The 14,242-nt window shown below is 65.8% G+C and carries 14 protein-coding genes and 1 pseudogene; 5 read left to right on the top strand and 10 right to left on the bottom strand.

What is annotated here, in order from left to right; all coding sequences use genetic code 11:
• Positions 1-19 precede the first annotated feature (19 nt).
• Genes ACYCUK_RS05915 through ACYCUK_RS05930 form a run of 4 tightly spaced genes read right to left on the bottom strand, consistent with a single transcriptional unit; the run spans position 20 to position 3,010 of the window.
• Complete coding sequence (locus ACYCUK_RS05915) at positions 20-1,735, bottom strand: NAD(P)H-hydrate dehydratase (RefSeq protein ID WP_461593896.1); 1,716 nt, start codon at positions 1,733-1,735, stop codon at positions 20-22.
• 12 nt (positions 1,736-1,747) lie between these two features.
• Positions 1,748-2,293, bottom strand: coding sequence for a chromate transporter (locus ACYCUK_RS05920; RefSeq protein ID WP_461593897.1), 546 nt, complete (start codon positions 2,291-2,293; stop codon positions 1,748-1,750).
• Entirely contained in the window at positions 2,290-2,862 is a 573-nt protein-coding gene (locus ACYCUK_RS05925) for a chromate transporter (RefSeq protein WP_461593898.1), read from the bottom strand. The genes ACYCUK_RS05920 and ACYCUK_RS05925 overlap by 4 nt, the downstream gene beginning before the upstream one ends.
• A 4-nt stretch (positions 2,863-2,866) precedes the next feature.
• Positions 2,867-3,010 carry a hypothetical protein gene (locus tag ACYCUK_RS05930; RefSeq protein ID WP_461593899.1) on the bottom strand — a complete coding sequence of 48 codons (144 nt, stop codon included), beginning with the start codon at positions 3,008-3,010 and terminating at the stop codon, positions 2,867-2,869.
• 152 nt (positions 3,011-3,162) lie between these two features.
• Here ACYCUK_RS05930 and aceA point away from each other — a divergent pair, with 152 nt between their 5' ends.
• Positions 3,163-4,470 (top strand): isocitrate lyase, encoded by a 1,308-nt coding sequence (aceA, locus tag ACYCUK_RS05935; protein WP_461593900.1) that lies wholly within the window; start codon positions 3,163-3,165, stop codon positions 4,468-4,470.
• A gap of 111 nt (positions 4,471-4,581) precedes the next feature.
• Here aceA and ACYCUK_RS05940 read toward each other — a convergent pair.
• Positions 4,582-5,476, bottom strand: a pseudogene (locus ACYCUK_RS05940) (LysR family transcriptional regulator).
• Positions 5,477-5,631: 155 nt separating this feature from the next.
• On the opposite strand from ACYCUK_RS05940, the gene ACYCUK_RS05945 reads away from it, so the two are divergent.
• Together ACYCUK_RS05945 and ACYCUK_RS05950 are read left to right on the top strand one after the other, a co-directional pair.
• The gene (locus ACYCUK_RS05945) at positions 5,632-6,618 is read left to right on the top strand and encodes an aldo/keto reductase (RefSeq protein ID WP_461593901.1); all 987 of its coding nucleotides are present in this window, start codon (positions 5,632-5,634) and stop codon (positions 6,616-6,618) included.
• Positions 6,619-6,649: 31 nt separating this feature from the next.
• Positions 6,650-7,396 (top strand): SDR family oxidoreductase, encoded by a 747-nt coding sequence (locus ACYCUK_RS05950; RefSeq protein WP_461593902.1) that lies wholly within the window; start codon positions 6,650-6,652, stop codon positions 7,394-7,396.
• A 305-nt stretch (positions 7,397-7,701) separates the two neighbouring features.
• On the opposite strand, the gene smpB is transcribed toward ACYCUK_RS05950, so the two are convergent.
• Positions 7,702-8,160, bottom strand: coding sequence for an SsrA-binding protein SmpB (gene smpB / locus ACYCUK_RS05955; RefSeq protein WP_461593903.1), 459 nt, complete (start codon positions 8,158-8,160; stop codon positions 7,702-7,704).
• 60 nt (positions 8,161-8,220) lie between these two features.
• On the opposite strand from smpB, the gene ACYCUK_RS05960 reads away from it, so the two are divergent.
• Together ACYCUK_RS05960 and ACYCUK_RS05965 are read left to right on the top strand one after the other, a co-directional pair.
• A complete protein-coding gene (locus ACYCUK_RS05960) occupies positions 8,221-8,655 on the top strand; it encodes a type II toxin-antitoxin system RatA family toxin (protein WP_461593904.1) in 435 nt (144 codons plus the stop codon).
• Positions 8,648-8,989 carry an RnfH family protein gene (locus tag ACYCUK_RS05965; RefSeq protein ID WP_461593905.1) on the top strand — a complete coding sequence of 114 codons (342 nt, stop codon included), beginning with the start codon at positions 8,648-8,650 and terminating at the stop codon, positions 8,987-8,989. Before ACYCUK_RS05960 ends, ACYCUK_RS05965 begins: the two co-directional genes overlap by 8 nt.
• Positions 8,990-9,046: 57 nt before the next feature.
• Here ACYCUK_RS05965 and ACYCUK_RS05970 read toward each other — a convergent pair whose 3' ends face one another.
• The 4 genes from ACYCUK_RS05970 to ACYCUK_RS05985 form a co-directional block, all read right to left on the bottom strand.
• The gene (locus tag ACYCUK_RS05970; protein ID WP_461593906.1) at positions 9,047-10,486 is read right to left on the bottom strand and encodes an ATP-binding protein; all 1,440 of its coding nucleotides are present in this window, start codon (positions 10,484-10,486) and stop codon (positions 9,047-9,049) included.
• Positions 10,487-10,611: 125 nt separating this feature from the next.
• Entirely contained in the window at positions 10,612-11,340 is a 729-nt protein-coding gene (gene ompR / locus ACYCUK_RS05975; RefSeq protein ID WP_112486837.1) for an osmolarity response regulator transcription factor OmpR, read from the bottom strand.
• A gap of 81 nt (positions 11,341-11,421) precedes the next feature.
• Positions 11,422-13,269: an ABC transporter transmembrane domain-containing protein gene (locus ACYCUK_RS05980; protein ID WP_461593907.1), complete on the bottom strand. Its 1,848-nt coding sequence runs from the start codon at positions 13,267-13,269 to the stop codon at positions 11,422-11,424.
• A 93-nt stretch (positions 13,270-13,362) separates the two neighbouring features.
• Positions 13,363-14,058, bottom strand: coding sequence for a P-loop NTPase family protein (locus tag ACYCUK_RS05985; RefSeq protein WP_461593908.1), 696 nt, complete (start codon positions 14,056-14,058; stop codon positions 13,363-13,365).
• Positions 14,059-14,242: the final 184 nt, after the last annotated feature.

Below are 14,242 nucleotides of genomic sequence, written 5' to 3' on the forward strand. Positions count from 1 at the left end.
GAACGCTGCCGCCAGGGCGCTACAAGCGGTGCCCCGCGCGATCCATGTCGATGGGCAGCCCGTTCGCCAGGGCTTGCGCGCGGACCATGGCGTCGGGCAGGGTTCCGGCGCGCAAGCCCTGGCCTTCTTCCCGGGCGAGGTCGGCACCGGCGCCGTGGAGCCATACGGCAGCGCGCGCGGCGGCAATCGCTGCATTCGGGTTCCTGGCGGGTGCGATGCAGGCGGCGAGCGTGCCGGTGAGCACGTCGCCGCTGCCGGCCGTGGCCAGCAGGCCATTGCCGCTGGGGTTGATCCACGCGGCGCCGTCCGGCGTGGTCATCACGCTGCCCGCGCCTTTGAGCACGCAGTGCGCCCGGCTCTGGGCAGCCAGGGTTCGCGCGGCGCTCAGGCGATCGGCCTGCACCCGGGCGGTATCCCACTGCAGCAAACCCGCAGCTTCACGGGGATGCGGGGTCAGCCAGGTTGGGGCGCGGCGTTGTTGCAGCGCCTGCCAAAGCAGCCCGTCGCGGGCCTGGCCTGCCAGCAAGTTGAGCCCGTCGGCATCGATGACCAAGGGCTGATCGAGCGCCAGCAACGCTTGCAGGATCGACAAGGCCTCGGCAGACATGCCCGCGCCCGGGCCGAAAACCACGCAGCATCGGCCTTCCCGCGTGGGCGCATGGCGAACCATCTCCAGCAGGGCTTGCGGTTTGCGCAGCATCAGCTCAGGCCGGGCGGCGTCGAACGATGGCGCTTGCGGGTCGAGCAGGGCGGCGAACACGCGCCCGGCGCCCAAGGCCAGGGCAGCGCGGGCGGCAAGCAGGGCGGCGCCGGTCATGCCCATCGCGCCGCCGAAGATGTGCACGTCACCGCGCTCGCCCTTGTGCGCCGCCGATCCGGGCTGCGGCAATGCCGCGATGGCATCGGCCGCGCCGAGCAGCATGGCTGTGGCATCGGGTTTAGGGGTGAGAGCCCCCAGGCCGCTGCCTTGCAGCAGCCGCCCCCCGAGGGGGTCAAGAAAACTTGGGGCGGTCCGGCGTTTTCTTGAGATGGCGCTGTCACCCAGATCGCCCCATGCGTCCAGATCGTCCAGCCAGAGCTCACCACAGGCGTGGGCGTCGGGTCCGGTCAGCAGGCCTGGCTTGAGGCCAAGCAGGGTGAGCGTGACTTCGACGCGAACCATCTCTCCTGGCGCCGTGCCGGTGTCGCTCGCCAAGCCGGAGGGCAGATCCACCGCCAGGACCGGCGCCGGGTGCTGCGCCAATGCGGCCATGGCAGCGGCCATCTCGCCTTCGGGCGCACGGTTGAGGCCGATGCCGAGCAAGGCGTCGATGATGAGACCGGCCCCTTGCCATGCCCATGTTGCAGCGTCTTGCGTCCACGGCAACGGTTGCAAGCCTGCGTCGCGAGCCAGTTGCAAGGCCCAGAGCCAGTCGGCCGGCCGTGTCGTGCGTTGCCAGTCGGCGGCCGCGCCGCAGGCCACCATCCACACCGAAACCTGCAAGCCATGTCGCGCCAGGGCTGCGGCCGCGACCAAGCCGTCGCCGCCGTTGTTGCCGGGGCCGCACAGCATGGTCACCTGGCGCGCATGGGGGAAGCGGGCGCGCGCGAGGCGGGCGATGGCATCCCCCGCGCGTTGCATCAAGCCGTGCGGCGGCAAACCGGATGCTGCATCGTGTTCGATGCGTCGCAGCGCGGCTGTGTCCCAGACCGGCAGGGAGCCGCACTGTTGCAAACCCGTCATGCGATGCATCATGGTGCTTGGACCTCACATCAAGCCGAGGGCGCCGGCTGCTGCGCCACCCAGCAAAAGCCAGAGTGGGTTGATGCGCGTCCACAGATTCAGAGCGACCACCACGGCAACGATGCATCCTTCCAGGAAGGCATGGACGTTATGCGCCGCCAGCAGCCAGCCCGAAGACAGCAGCAGACCCACGGTGATGGGTGCGAGGCCATCGTGGATCGCCCGGATCCAGCGGTGTTCGGGGTTGCTGCTGCTGTAGCGAAAATAGGCCAGGGTGATGAGCGTGGACGGCAGGATCAGGCCGATGGCGCCAGCCAGCGCACCGATCAGCCCGGCCACATGCCAGCCCAGCAGCGCGGCGAACAAAATCATGTTCGGCCCCGGCGAGGCCTGGCCCAGCGCCAGGGCCGCATTGAACTGCTCGTCGGTCACCCAATGCTGCGCGTCCACCAGATAGCGATGCATATCGGGCAGGAGCCCGATGGCCCCGCCGATCGACAGCAGCGACCACAGCATGAAGTGGCCGAACAGCCCGGGCAGGGCGGTCAGATTCAGGGTCGCGAACGTCATGGCGCCCGCCGCCCAAAGCGTGCGAGCAGCACGGCCAACGGTCCCAGCGCCAGCATGACGCCAAGCAACTGCCAGCGCAGCAGCCCCACGCTGACGAATGCCGCGGCAGCCCACAGCGGCGCCGTGCGCGCGCGCCGCAGCACCGGCGCCAGGCGCAGCGCCATGGCAATGACCAGCCCGGCTGTGACCACCTCCATGCCACGCAGCGCGTTGTGCACCAAGGGGACGGTCGCCCAGGTGGAGTAGCCGACGGCGATGAACAGCACGATGGCCAGGGGTGCCGCCAACATGCCTGCCAGCGCCGCAAGCGCTCCGCGCCAGCCGAAGCTGCGTTGGCCCACCATCAGCGCCAGGTTGATGAGATTGGGCCCTGGCAGCACCTGACTGATGGACAGCAGGTTGACGAACTCCTGCCGGCTGAGCCACTGCTTCTCGTCCACCAGCACGCGCTGGGCGAATGGCAGCACACCGCCGAAGCCGGAAAGGGTCAGGCGGTTGAAGGACCAGAACAAATCGCGCAGATCTTGCGGCGCGTGGCGTTCCATGGGCGGTGAGATGGTGGTGTTCATGGGTTCAAGCGGTGATCACAGAACTGAACTTGCCAGGCTTGACGCGCCGCTCAGGCGCGTCAAACCGTTGGATTTCAGAATATGCGATTTTGATTTCATTATGCGGAAAGACCATGCTGCGCAGCAAGAGCTTCGTCTTCAGAATCACGAATTGTCATTCCACATCGCAATAAAATGATCGCAACATATTGATTAATAATGAGTAAAAAAATAGTCTTGTATAAGATACAACACTATGGTGCGGCGCACATGAGGTGTAAGCTTGCCGCATCCTTTCTTCCCACTTCCGGAGATCGTCTCATGGCAACGCGCGAGCAGCAAATTCAGCAACTTCAGCAAGACTGGTCCACCAACCCTCGCTGGGCCGGCATTCAGCGTGGGTACTCCGCCGCCGAGGTGGTGAAGCTGCGCGGCTCGGTCATGGTCGATCACACCCTGGCCAAACGCGGTGCCCATCGCCTGTGGAAAGACATGCACGGCGAGCCTTTCGTCAACGCCCTGGGCGCGCTCACCGGCAATCAGGCGATGCAGCAGGTCAAGGCCGGGCTCAAGGCCATTTACCTGTCGGGCTGGCAAGTCGCTGGCGATGCCAACCTCGCTGGCGAGATGTATCCCGACCAGTCGCTCTACCCCGCCAACTCCGTGCCCAGCGTGGTCAAGCGCATCAACAACACCCTCACCCGCGCCGACCAGATTCAGTGGATGGAAGGCAAGAACCCGGGCGACGAAGGCTTCATCGACTACTTCGCCCCCATCGTGGCCGATGCCGAAGCCGGCTTCGGCGGCGTGCTCAATGCTTTCGAACTGATGAAGTCCATGATCGAAGCCGGCGCCGCGGGCGTGCACTTTGAAGACCAGCTCGCCTCGGTGAAAAAGTGCGGTCACATGGGTGGCAAGGTGCTCGTGCCGACGCGTGAAGCCGTGGCCAAGTTGATTGCCGCGCGCTTGGCCGCGGACGTCATGGGTGTGCCCACGGTGTTGGTGGCCCGCACCGATGCCGAAGCTGCCGACCTGATCACCGCCGACGTGGATGACACCGACAAGCCGTTCTGCACCGGCGAACGCACCGTGGAGGGCTTCTACCGCACCAAGCCCGGCCTGCAGCAAGCCATTTCGCGCGGCCTGGCCTATGCGCCTTATGCCGACCTGGTGTGGTGCGAAACCGGCAAGCCCGATCTGGCCTACGCCAAGGCTTTCGCTGACGCCATTCACGCCAAGTTCCCCGGCAAGATGCTGGCCTACAACTGTTCGCCCTCGTTCAACTGGAAGAAGAACCTTGACGACGCCACCATCGCCAAGTTTCAGAAAGAACTCGGCGCCATGGGCTACAAGTTCCAGTTCATCACCCTGGCCGGTTTCCACGCGCTGAACTACTCCATGTTCAACCTGGCCTACGGCTACGCCCGCAACCAGATGAGCGCCTTCGTGGAGATGCAGGAGGCCGAATTCGCCGCTGCCGACAAGGGCTTCACCGCCGTGAAGCACCAGCGCGAAGTCGGAACCGGCTACTTCGACGCCGTGACCACCACCATCGAAAACGAATCGTCCACCGCTGCCCTCAAAGGCTCGACCGAGGACGAACAGTTCTTCGACAAGAAAGCGGCTTGAAGCAACGAAACAGGAGAGCGGGCTCAGTCCGCCGAGGAGGCAAGGCCACCGCGCGGTGGCCGTTTTTTTGGGCGCCTGAAGCGCGTTGACCATGCTGACCGGGCGCGAAGCTCAATCCCGAAACCGCAGCGCCTCGACGATCACACCCAGGGCTCGTGAGGATTGCCGGCGGCTCGCATAGTAGAGGTGGTAGCCGGCGAAGGCCGGGCACCAGTCCTCCAGAACACGTTGCAGTCGGCCCGCCGCGAGATGGTCCAGCGCCAGGTCTTCGGGCAGGTAGGCCAGGCCGGCACCGGTCAGCGCTGCACGCAGCATCGGCGTGCTCCTGTTGAACACCCACTGACCCTGCGCGTGGGCCTTCAAGGCATGACCATCGCGCTCGAACTCCCAGGCCAGCAGCCCGCCATGAGTGGGCAGCCGCAGGTTGATGCAGTTGTGCGTCGCCAGATCCTGCGGGGTGCGTGGCGCCGGGTGCCGTGCGAAGTAGTCGGGCGTGCCCACCACGGCCATGCGCAGGTCCGGTCCGATGCGCACGGCGATCATGTCCCTTCTCCACCAGTTCGCCCAGCCGCACTCCGGCATCGAAGCCCTGAGCCACGATGTCGGTCAGGCCGTAGTCCTCCGAGATTTCGACCTGGATGTCCGGATAGTCGGGTAGCACCGTCGACAGCTTGGGCCAGAGCACGGTATTGGCGGCGTGCCCGGCGGCGGTGATGCGAATGGTGCCTGCGGGCTTATCGTGCAGTTCGCGCAAGGCCAGCAATTCGGCGTCGATTTAGGCGAATCGCGGCCCCAAGGTCCGCATCAGGCGCTCGCCCGCCTCGGTGGGCGAGACGCTGCGGGTGGTGCGCGTCAGCAGTCGCAGCCCCAGCCGGGTCTCCAGCCCGCGCACCGTATGGCTCAGCGCCGACTGGGAAACCCCGAGCTGCGCTGCCGCTCGGGTGAAGCTGCGCTCCTGCGCTATGGCGAGGAAGGCCAAAAGAGCATTCAGGTCTTCGCGTGCCATTGATGAACTCCATTCATAAGCTCATGCAGATTGTGCCATCTAGTCGGGTGATTCTTTGCTGTCTACAGTGTCGCCATCGACAAGCGAGGGGCGCATTGCTCGTCTCCCATCGGTTGCGACAGTCCGTTTTTTCAACCCACTTCAGGAGCACGCACATGCAAAAACGCATACTTGGCAACACGAATCTGGAAGTCTCGGCCCTGGGGCTGGGCTGCATGGGGCTGAGCCATGGCTACGGACCGGCCACCGACAAGCAGGAGGCGATCGCGCTGATCCGCGCAGCCGTCGAGCGCGGCGTCACGTTGTTCGACACCGCCGAGGTCTACGGCCCGCACACCAACGAGGAACTGGTCGGAGAGGCGCTCGCGCCTCTCCGGGGCCAGGTGGCGATCGCCACCAAATTCGGGATCGCGATCAATCCCGACAAACAGCAAATCGTCGATAGCCGGCCCGAGCACATCCGGCAAAGCGTCGAGGGTTCGCTCAAGCGCCTCAAGTTCGAGGTCATCGATCTGTACTACCAGCACCGGGTCGATCCGGACGTCCCGATCGAAGACGTTGCCGGCACGGTGAAGGACCTGATCCGGCAAGGCAAGATCCGGCACTTCGGCCTTTCCGAAGCGGTCGTGCAGACCATTCGTCGCGCCCACGCCGTCCAGCCGGTGACTGCCGTGCAGAGCGAGTACTCGCTGTGGTGGCGACGGCCGGAAGAGGAACTGCTGCCGACGCTCGAGGAACTCGGCATCGGCTTCGTGCCCTTCAGTCCTCTGGGCAGGGGGTTTCTGACCGGCACGATCGACGCCACCACCCGTTTCGACAGCACGGATTTCCGCAGCAGCGTGCCGCGTTTCGCGCCCGATGCGCTCCAGGCCAACCAGGCGCTGGTGGATCTGCTGCGTGCGATCGCGCAGCGCCTGAACGCCACCCCGGCGCAGATCGCGCTGGCCTGGCTGCTGGCGCAAAAGCCCTGGATCGTGCCCATTCCGGGCACGAGCAAGCTGCACCGCCTGGACGAGAATCTGGGTGCCGTCACGCTGGAACTCAGCGCGGAGGATCTGCGCGAGATCACCACCGCGGCCGCGGCCATCCCCATCCAGGGCGCGCGCTATCCAGAAGCGCTGGAGCGGCGCACCGGTCTGTGAGCGGCTACCACGACATTTCGGAGCAAACACCATGAGCAACAACATCACGGGAAAAGTCGTCGTCATCACCGGCGCCAGTAGTGGGCTGGGCGAGGCGGCGGCCCGGCATCTTTGCGCGCAAGGCGCAAGTGTCGTGCTTGGCGCGCGGCGCGTCGATCGCATCGTTTCCCTGGCCGACGAACTCACGCGGGCCGGGGGCAAGGCCCTTGCCGTCGCGACGGATGTCACCCGCCCCGACCAGGTCCAGCGCCTGGTCGACATGGCGGTGCAGACCTACGGACGCATCGACGTACTGATCAACAACGCCGGGCTGATGCCGCACTCGCCGCTGGAGCGCCGCAAGATCGACGAGTGGGACCGGATGATCGACGTGAACATCAAGGGCGTGCTCTACGGCATTGCCGCAGCGCTGCCGCATATGCAGCGGCAACAGTCCGGTCACATCATCAACGTCTCCTCGGTGGCTGGCCACAAGGTGCGGCCCGGTAGCGCGGTGTACGCGGCGACCAAGAGCGCCGTGCTGATGTTGTCAGAAGGGCTGCGCCAGGAGGTCAAGCCCTACAACATCCGCACCACGGTGATCTCGCCGGGGGCGGTGGCGACGGAGCTGCCCGACAGCATCACCGAGCCGGACGTGGCCCAGAGCATCCAGCAGTTTTACGCGGCGTATGCCATCTCTGCCGACTCTTTCGCGCGGGCCGTGGCCTTCGCCATCAGCCAGCCGGAGGATGTGGACATCAACGAGATTCTGTTCCGCCCCACGCGGCAGGAACTGTGAGCGCTTGCGCGCAAAAGGAGCACATCATGCCCGTTCAACGCAGCGGCTCTCGCCCCTCCGTGCCAGGGTCGGAATAGTTCACTGACGGTGCCGCGCTCACCAGGGCGATGACCCACATCGCCATTCAGGAGCAGCTCGACGGCAAGACGGCTGGGTTCATGGACCATATCGGCGCGGAAGCAGCGAGGACGGCGTCAGGAGCGCAGGGCGGGCGCCACCCGAACCCGCAAGTTACTGCGCAGGGAAAGGTTCTTGGACCGGGAGCGTGAGGCACAAGCCTGGCCAGGAGGGGCCGCCCTGCGGCGTCACTCGCCGTGTTTGCTGCCGTGGCGCATGATGCGGGCTTTTTCCCGGTCCCAGTCGCGCTTGGCCTCGGTGTCGCGCTTGTCGTGCAGTTTCTTGCCGCGGCCCAGGGCGAAGTCGAGTTTAATGCGGGCGTTTTTGTAATGCAGGTTCAGCGGCACCAGGGTGTAGCCGCGCTGCTCCACCTTGCCGATGAGGCGACGAATTTCGTCTTTGTGCAGCAGCAGCTTGCGGGTGCGGCTGGCATCGGGACGCACATGGGTTGAAGCACTTTGCAAGGCGGTGACATTCATGCCCACCAGGAACATTTCGCCGTCACGAATGAGCACATAGCCGTCGAGCAACTGGGCGCGGCCGGCGCGGATGGCCTTCACCTCCCAGCCTTCCAGCACCAAACCAGCCTCGAAGCGGTCTTCGAGGAAATAGTTGAAAGCGGCTTTCCGGTTTTCGGCGATGCTCATGATGCGTTGTCGCGGCGCTTGGCCGTTTTTTTACAATCGCCCATTTTAAGAACCCTCCCCATGGCCGTCGTTCACAAGTCCGTTCTGATCTGGTACAGCGCAAGCCAAATGTACGGTCTGGTGACAGATGTGGCCTCGTATCCGCAATTCCTTCCCTGGTGCGGTGGGACGGAGGTGCACGAGGCCACGCCCGAGCAGATGCGCGCCACCATTCGCATCGATTTCAAGGGGGTGAAGCAGAGTTTCACCACCGTGAACACCCAGGTCCCAGGGCGTGAAATTCATCTGCGGCTGGTGGATGGGCCGTTTTCCGATTTGCAGGGCCACTGGCGTTTCACCCCGCTGGAGGGTGACAAGGCCTGCAAGATCGACTTCGAACTGCATTATCACTTCTCCAGCAGGCTGGTGGAAGCCGTGATTGGCCCGGTGTTCGGCCATATCGCCAAGACCTTTGTCGATTCCTTCGTGCAACGCGCCGAAAAGATCTATGGCTGAACAGCAGGCGGCATCGGCCCCCGGCCTCATCGAGGTTCAGGTCTGCTGGATCCCCGCTTGCGGCGCGGCCCAGTTGCGCACGGTTCGGCTCGCCCCCGGCGCAAGTCTGGGTGATGCGGTGAGCCGCAGCGGGCTGGACTTGCCCGACAGCAGTTGGCGCGACCCGAGCGGCCACCTGCGCCTGGCCGTATTCGGTGTGCTCAAACCGGCCAGCGCCTTGGCCCACCCGGGCGATCGCATCGACATCACCCGGCCCTTGACGGTGGACCCGAAAGATGCACGACGTGCCCGGGCGCGCAAGGCGGCCGCGCAGCGACGCGCCCTGCGCGGCTAGGGCTGCTCGCGCTGGTTCTGGCGCTGTCAGCATCGGCGCGAAGGCCAGCGCTTGGGATCAAAGCTGTGGAGGCGGCAGGACATCGGCCGGGTCGCGCTGCAGCCAGATGCGCAACATCAAACCACCGCCCTTGGCGTTGCTGATCTCCAGCCGACCCGCCATGCGGGTGATGGTGCGATCGACGATGGCCAGGCCCAGCCCGGTGCCCTTCGCGGCGGTGCGCGCTTCGTTGCCGCGGAAAAACGGCCGGGTGAGCAGGGGCAGGTGGTCGGCGGTGACGCCAGGGCCGTGGTCGCGCACGCTCAGGCAGACCTCGTTGCTGCGTTTGCTGATTCCGATGTCCAGCTCCACCCGGTTGCTGCCGGGCGTGCGGCCGTAGCGCCTGGCATTCTCGATCAGGTTCACGATGATGCGCTGCAATTCCAGCGGGTCGGCCAGGGCCTGGGCCTCGGCGTTACTCGGCATGCGGATGCGCAAATCGGCATCCTTGCTGTAGTCCGCCATGATCTTGGTCACCAGATCGGGCAGGTCCACGCTTTCGCGCACCGGGCTGGCGGTGCGCGCGTACTCCATGAATTTGCTGATGATGGAGTCGGCCTGCTCGATGTCGGCGATGATGTCCTGCCGTGCCTGCGGGTCGGGCACGCTCAGTTCGGCCTCGAGGCGCAGGCGGGCAAGTGGGGTGCGGATGTCGTGGGAAATGCCGGCCAGCATCAAGGCCCGATCCTGGTCGATTTCCTGCAGCGCGCGCGCCATGCGGTTGAAGCCGCGGTTGACCTCACGGATTTCCTGCGTGCCCGACGTTTCGTTCAGTTGTTGCGAAAAATCGCCTTCGCGCACCATGGCCGTGGCGATGCTCAAGTCGCGCAACGGGCGATTGATGAAACGGGCGATGATGGCTGCACCGATCATCGCCAGCAACGTCGCCAGCACGCCCCAGATGATCCAGGCCTCGCCCAGCGAGGGGTCGATGCGCGAGCGGTCCAGCAGCAACCAATAGTCGCTGCGCTCGATGCGAAAACCGATCCACAGCCCGGAGCGGCCATTCACCACGTCGGCGAAATCCAGCTTTTCATGCAGACGCTGGTCGACCGAAGCCGTCAGGCGGCGGGTGAAATCCGTGTGCGCCATCGGCGTCCACTGGTCGCTGGCTTCGCGCGGGTAGATGTAAATGTCTTCGCGCTTGACCAACTCGTCGAGCAAGGCCGTGCGGTATTCGGGTGCCGCATGCACCAGGGCGATGCGGGTGAGGTCGATGAGGCTGGTGATCTGGCGCGAGGTCTGCTCCACCTGTGGCCCGAGCTGCAGCACGCGAAAGCTCTGGAACCACCCCGCCAGACTGGCCAGCACCAGCAGCACGATGAGGAAAAACGTGCGCCAGTAGAGCCGGCCCGACAGCCCGCCGAACACGCGCCGCGCCAGGCTGGGCTTGGCCAGGGTGGCGGGGGCTGGATCGAACGGGGGTTTGGGCGGTTGCGCGGGCGCGTTGGCGCTCATGAGGAATATCCGCAAGGCAACGAAGCGCCGAACCCGAGTTTGCTTGACGCCCCCGTGGGGAGTCCGCATGCGGACCGTCGGGGGCTCACAGCGGCGTCAGCGCCAGTCAAGCAGGACTGGCGAATTCAGGCGTCCTTGGTGTCGGGCACGAACACATAGCCCACGCCCCACACGGTCTGGATGTAGCGCGGGTGAGCGGGGTCGATCTCGACGATTTTGCGCAGGCGCGAGATGGCGACGTCCAGGCTGCGGTCGAAGGCTTCGTAGTCGCGCCCACGGGCCAGTTCGGCCAGGCGGTCGCGCGACAGCGGTTGGCGCGGGTGGCGCACCAGCGCTTTGAGCATGGCGAACTCGCCCGTTGTCAGGCTGATGAGTTCGCCCTCGCGCGACAGTTCGCGCCGGGCGAGGTCGAGGCTGAACGGGCCGAACAGCACGGTTTCGTCGTCGCGCGCCGGGGCACCGGGCAACTCGGGGTTGGGCTGGCGGCGCAGCACGGCGCTGATGCGGGCGAGCAGTTCGCGCGGGTTGAAGGGCTTGGGCAGGTAGTCGTCGGCGCCCACTTCGAGGCCGATGATGCGGTCCACATCTTCACCTTTGGCGGTGAGCATGATGATGGGGGTGAAATCCTTCGACGAGCGCATGCGCTTGCAGACGGTGAGGCCGTCTTCGCCGGGCAGCATGAGGTCGAGCACGATGAGGTCGAAGCGCTCTTTCACCATCACCCGCGACATGGCCTTGGCGTCTTCGGCGACGAACACCTCGTAGTTTTCCTGGGCCAGATAGCGTCGCAGCAGGTCGCGGATGCGGGCATCGTCGTCGACCACGAGGATCTTCTTGGGTTTGTCTTGTTGCATGGCGGGAGGGTCAGTGGGTTGGAATGCGGTGCACGTTGGGACGGCGTGGTGCCCGGAATCGGTGACGGCCTTGTTATGGCGTCAAATGTAACTGCGTTGCTCGCCAGTCGACAAGTTCCCCGGCCCGTGCATGAACTGCAGCGACGCCAGGTGGGCGTACAGGCCGCCACGCGCCATCAGTTCGGCATGGTTGCCGATGTCGACGATGCGGCCGCGCTCGAGCACCACGATGCGGTCGGCCCGCTGCACCGTGGCCAGGCGGTGGGCGATGACGATGGTGGTGCGGCCCTGCATGGCCCGTTCCAGCGCAGCCTGCACGGCGCGTTCGCTTTGCGCGTCGAGGGCGCTGGTGGCTTCGTCCAACAGCAGCAGCGGGGCGTTTTTCAGGATGGCGCGGGCGATGCTCAGGCGCTGGCGCTGGCCGCCCGAAAGCCGCACGCCGCGCTCGCCCAGATAGGTGTTGTAGCCCTGCGGCAATTCGCGGATGAAGCCGTCGGCCTGCGCGGCGCGCGCGGCTTGCATCACCTCGTGCTCGCTGGCCTCGGGCCGGCCGTAGCGGATGTTGTCGAGCGCGCTGGCGGAAAAAATCACCGCGTCCTGCGGCACCAGGCCGATGCGCTCACGCAGCGCTGCAAGTTCGGCATGGTCCACGCGCACGCCGTCCACGCTCACCGCGCCATGCTGCACGTCGTAAAAGCGCAGCAGCAGTTGCAGCACCGTGGTCTTGCCGGCGCCGCTGGGGCCGACCAGGGCCACGGTCTCACCCGGCTCCACCAGCAGCGAAAAATCGTCCAGCGCCGGCTGTTCCGGGCGCGAAGGGTAGGTGAAGCGCACATGGGCGAACTGCACGGTGGAGCTGCCCTGCGGCGCCGGCAGCGCCTGCGGCTGGGGCGGATTGGCCACTGGCGAGCGCTCGGCCAGCAGTTCCATCAGCCGCTCGGTGGCGCCGGCGGCGCGCAGCAAGTCGCCGAACACCTCCGACAGCGAGGCGGCGGAGCCCGCCACCAGGCCGATGTAGAGCACCGTCTGCCCCAGGGTGCCGGCGCTCATGCGGCCTTCGACCACGGCCACCGTGCCCAGGTACAGGCCGTAGATGAGTGCGCCGAACAGGGCGACGATGACAAAGGCGGTGAGCAGCGCGCGCATGCGGCTGCGCCGCACCGCGGTGCTGAAGGCGTCTTCCGCGGCCTGGCTGAAGCGGCGCGATTCGTCCGGTTCGCGCCCATAGCTCTGCACGGTGGGAATGGCGTTGAGCACCTCGGCGGCGATGGCGCTGGAATCGGCGATGCGGTCCTGGCTGGCGCGCGACAGGCGGCGCACGCGGCGGCCGATGGTGACGGCGGGGAACACCACCAGCAGGATGACGGCCACCACGCTCAGCATCAAGCGCGGGCTGGTGGCGACCAGCATGGTCATGCCGCCGAGGAACACCACGCTGTTGCGCAGGCCCATCGACAGGCTGGAGCCGACCACGGTCTGCACCAGCGTGGTGTCGGTGGTCAGGCGCGACAGCACCTCGCCGGTTTGCGTGTGCTCGAAGAACTGCGGCGATTGCGTCAGCACATGGCCGTAGACCCGGCTGCGCAAATCCGCCGTGACGCGCTCGCCCAGCCAGCTCACCATGTAGTAGCGCGCCGCCGAGAACATGCCGAGCAGCACCGCCAGGCCGAACAGCGCGACGAAATGGATGCCGAGGCCGCCGCGGCTGGCGTTGGTCGAGGGGTGCAGCAGGCCGCCGTCGATCAGCCAGCGCAATGCCAGTGGAAAGCTCAGGGTGCTGCCGGCGGCCAGCAGCAGAAACACCAGGGCCAGGGCGATGCGGCCGCGATAAGGCCGCAGGAAAGGGAACAACTGCCGCAGCGGGCCCATGCTGCGTTGGCCAGCTTGCGTCGGCATGTTCGCCAGGATGCTCGTGGGAGTGTCAGCCATGCATCATCCTGGTCCGAGAGGCGTTGCGCAGCAGGCTGACGGCATGGTGCCTGGTGCAAGGCGCGGCCTTGCGCCGACGAGCAGCCTTGGTCCTCAAACCTGCACCTGGTCGAACGCCTTGTAGGTGCGGCTCATCCAGATTTTGACCCGCTGGCGCTCCATCAGCCCGAGACCGTTGCCCGAGGGGTCGGGCAGGTTCACGGCGGCCCAGAAGCTGGTGTTGTGGGCGTCGATTTTCTGAATGGTCGTGTCCTGCAGGTGGCGCAGGCCGGTGACGCGGGCGCCGAGGTCTTCCGCACGCGTTTTCAGGCCCGAGGCATCGAGAATGTCGAAGCGGTCGCCGCGCACTTCATTGAGCACCAGCACCAGTTGCATGCGCCCGCCGAACTGGCCGAGCAGGGCGCGCAGCAGGTCCACCGAATCGCGCCCCGAGTCCATCACATGCCAATAGACGAGGGACATGCCCAGGTCTTCGCGCAGATCCAGCAGGCCGGAATCCTCGATCCAGCGCACCAGGAACTGGTGGGTCTGCGCGGCGAGGTCCACCAGGATGCGCCGGTCAGGCTGCTCCATCGCGGCATCGACGATGCGGTCCAGGCTCTCGTAGCGGTCGATGATGACCGGCGAGGCGTAATCGGCATAAAAACGCAGCAAGGCACCGTGGGACTTGTCGGTGTCGAAACCGATGAAGGGAAGATGGTGGTCAATCATGTACTGGGCGAGCAGGCGCGACACCAGCGATTTGCCGACGCCACCTTTTTCGCCGCCGATGAAATGCAGTTTGCTCATGTCGGCCTCTCGTCTCGATGGGTGTGGGAACGGTACGAACCTTGCCGTGGTTGAACGCGGCAGTTTGCGCAATGCAGCGCTGCAGCACGCCGGTTTGACACCTTGTTGCAGTGCATGATGCGAGACTAGCCTAGCACGCAAAGCGCGATTTTGGCCTTGGCGAAACCCGTCGGCAAGCGCCATT

This window comes from Thiomonas sp. (assembly GCF_054608695.1).

What these genes read in the sequence shown, in the direction of transcription:
- ACYCUK_RS05915 (WP_461593896.1), bottom strand. Translation starts at nt 1,735, where the DNA reads ATGATGCATCGCATGACGGGTTTGCAACAGTGCGGCTCCCTGCCGGTC.
- ACYCUK_RS05920 (WP_461593897.1), bottom strand. Translation starts at nt 2,293, where the DNA reads ATGACGTTCGCGACCCTGAATCTGACCGCCCTGCCCGGGCTGTTCGGC.
- ACYCUK_RS05925 (WP_461593898.1), bottom strand. Translation starts at nt 2,862, where the DNA reads ATGAACACCACCATCTCACCGCCCATGGAACGCCACGCGCCGCAAGAT.
- aceA (WP_461593900.1), top strand. Translation starts at nt 3,163, where the DNA reads ATGGCAACGCGCGAGCAGCAAATTCAGCAACTTCAGCAAGACTGGTCC.
- ACYCUK_RS05945 (WP_461593901.1), top strand. Translation starts at nt 5,632, where the DNA reads ATGCAAAAACGCATACTTGGCAACACGAATCTGGAAGTCTCGGCCCTG.
- ACYCUK_RS05950 (WP_461593902.1), top strand. Translation starts at nt 6,650, where the DNA reads ATGAGCAACAACATCACGGGAAAAGTCGTCGTCATCACCGGCGCCAGT.
- smpB (WP_461593903.1), bottom strand. Translation starts at nt 8,160, where the DNA reads ATGAGCATCGCCGAAAACCGGAAAGCCGCTTTCAACTATTTCCTCGAA.
- ACYCUK_RS05960 (WP_461593904.1), top strand. Translation starts at nt 8,221, where the DNA reads ATGGCCGTCGTTCACAAGTCCGTTCTGATCTGGTACAGCGCAAGCCAA.
- ACYCUK_RS05965 (WP_461593905.1), top strand. Translation starts at nt 8,648, where the DNA reads ATGGCTGAACAGCAGGCGGCATCGGCCCCCGGCCTCATCGAGGTTCAG.
- ACYCUK_RS05970 (WP_461593906.1), bottom strand. Translation starts at nt 10,486, where the DNA reads ATGAGCGCCAACGCGCCCGCGCAACCGCCCAAACCCCCGTTCGATCCA.
- ompR (WP_112486837.1), bottom strand. Translation starts at nt 11,340, where the DNA reads ATGCAACAAGACAAACCCAAGAAGATCCTCGTGGTCGACGACGATGCC.
- ACYCUK_RS05980 (WP_461593907.1), bottom strand. Translation starts at nt 13,269, where the DNA reads ATGGCTGACACTCCCACGAGCATCCTGGCGAACATGCCGACGCAAGCT.
- ACYCUK_RS05985 (WP_461593908.1), bottom strand. Translation starts at nt 14,058, where the DNA reads ATGAGCAAACTGCATTTCATCGGCGGCGAAAAAGGTGGCGTCGGCAAA.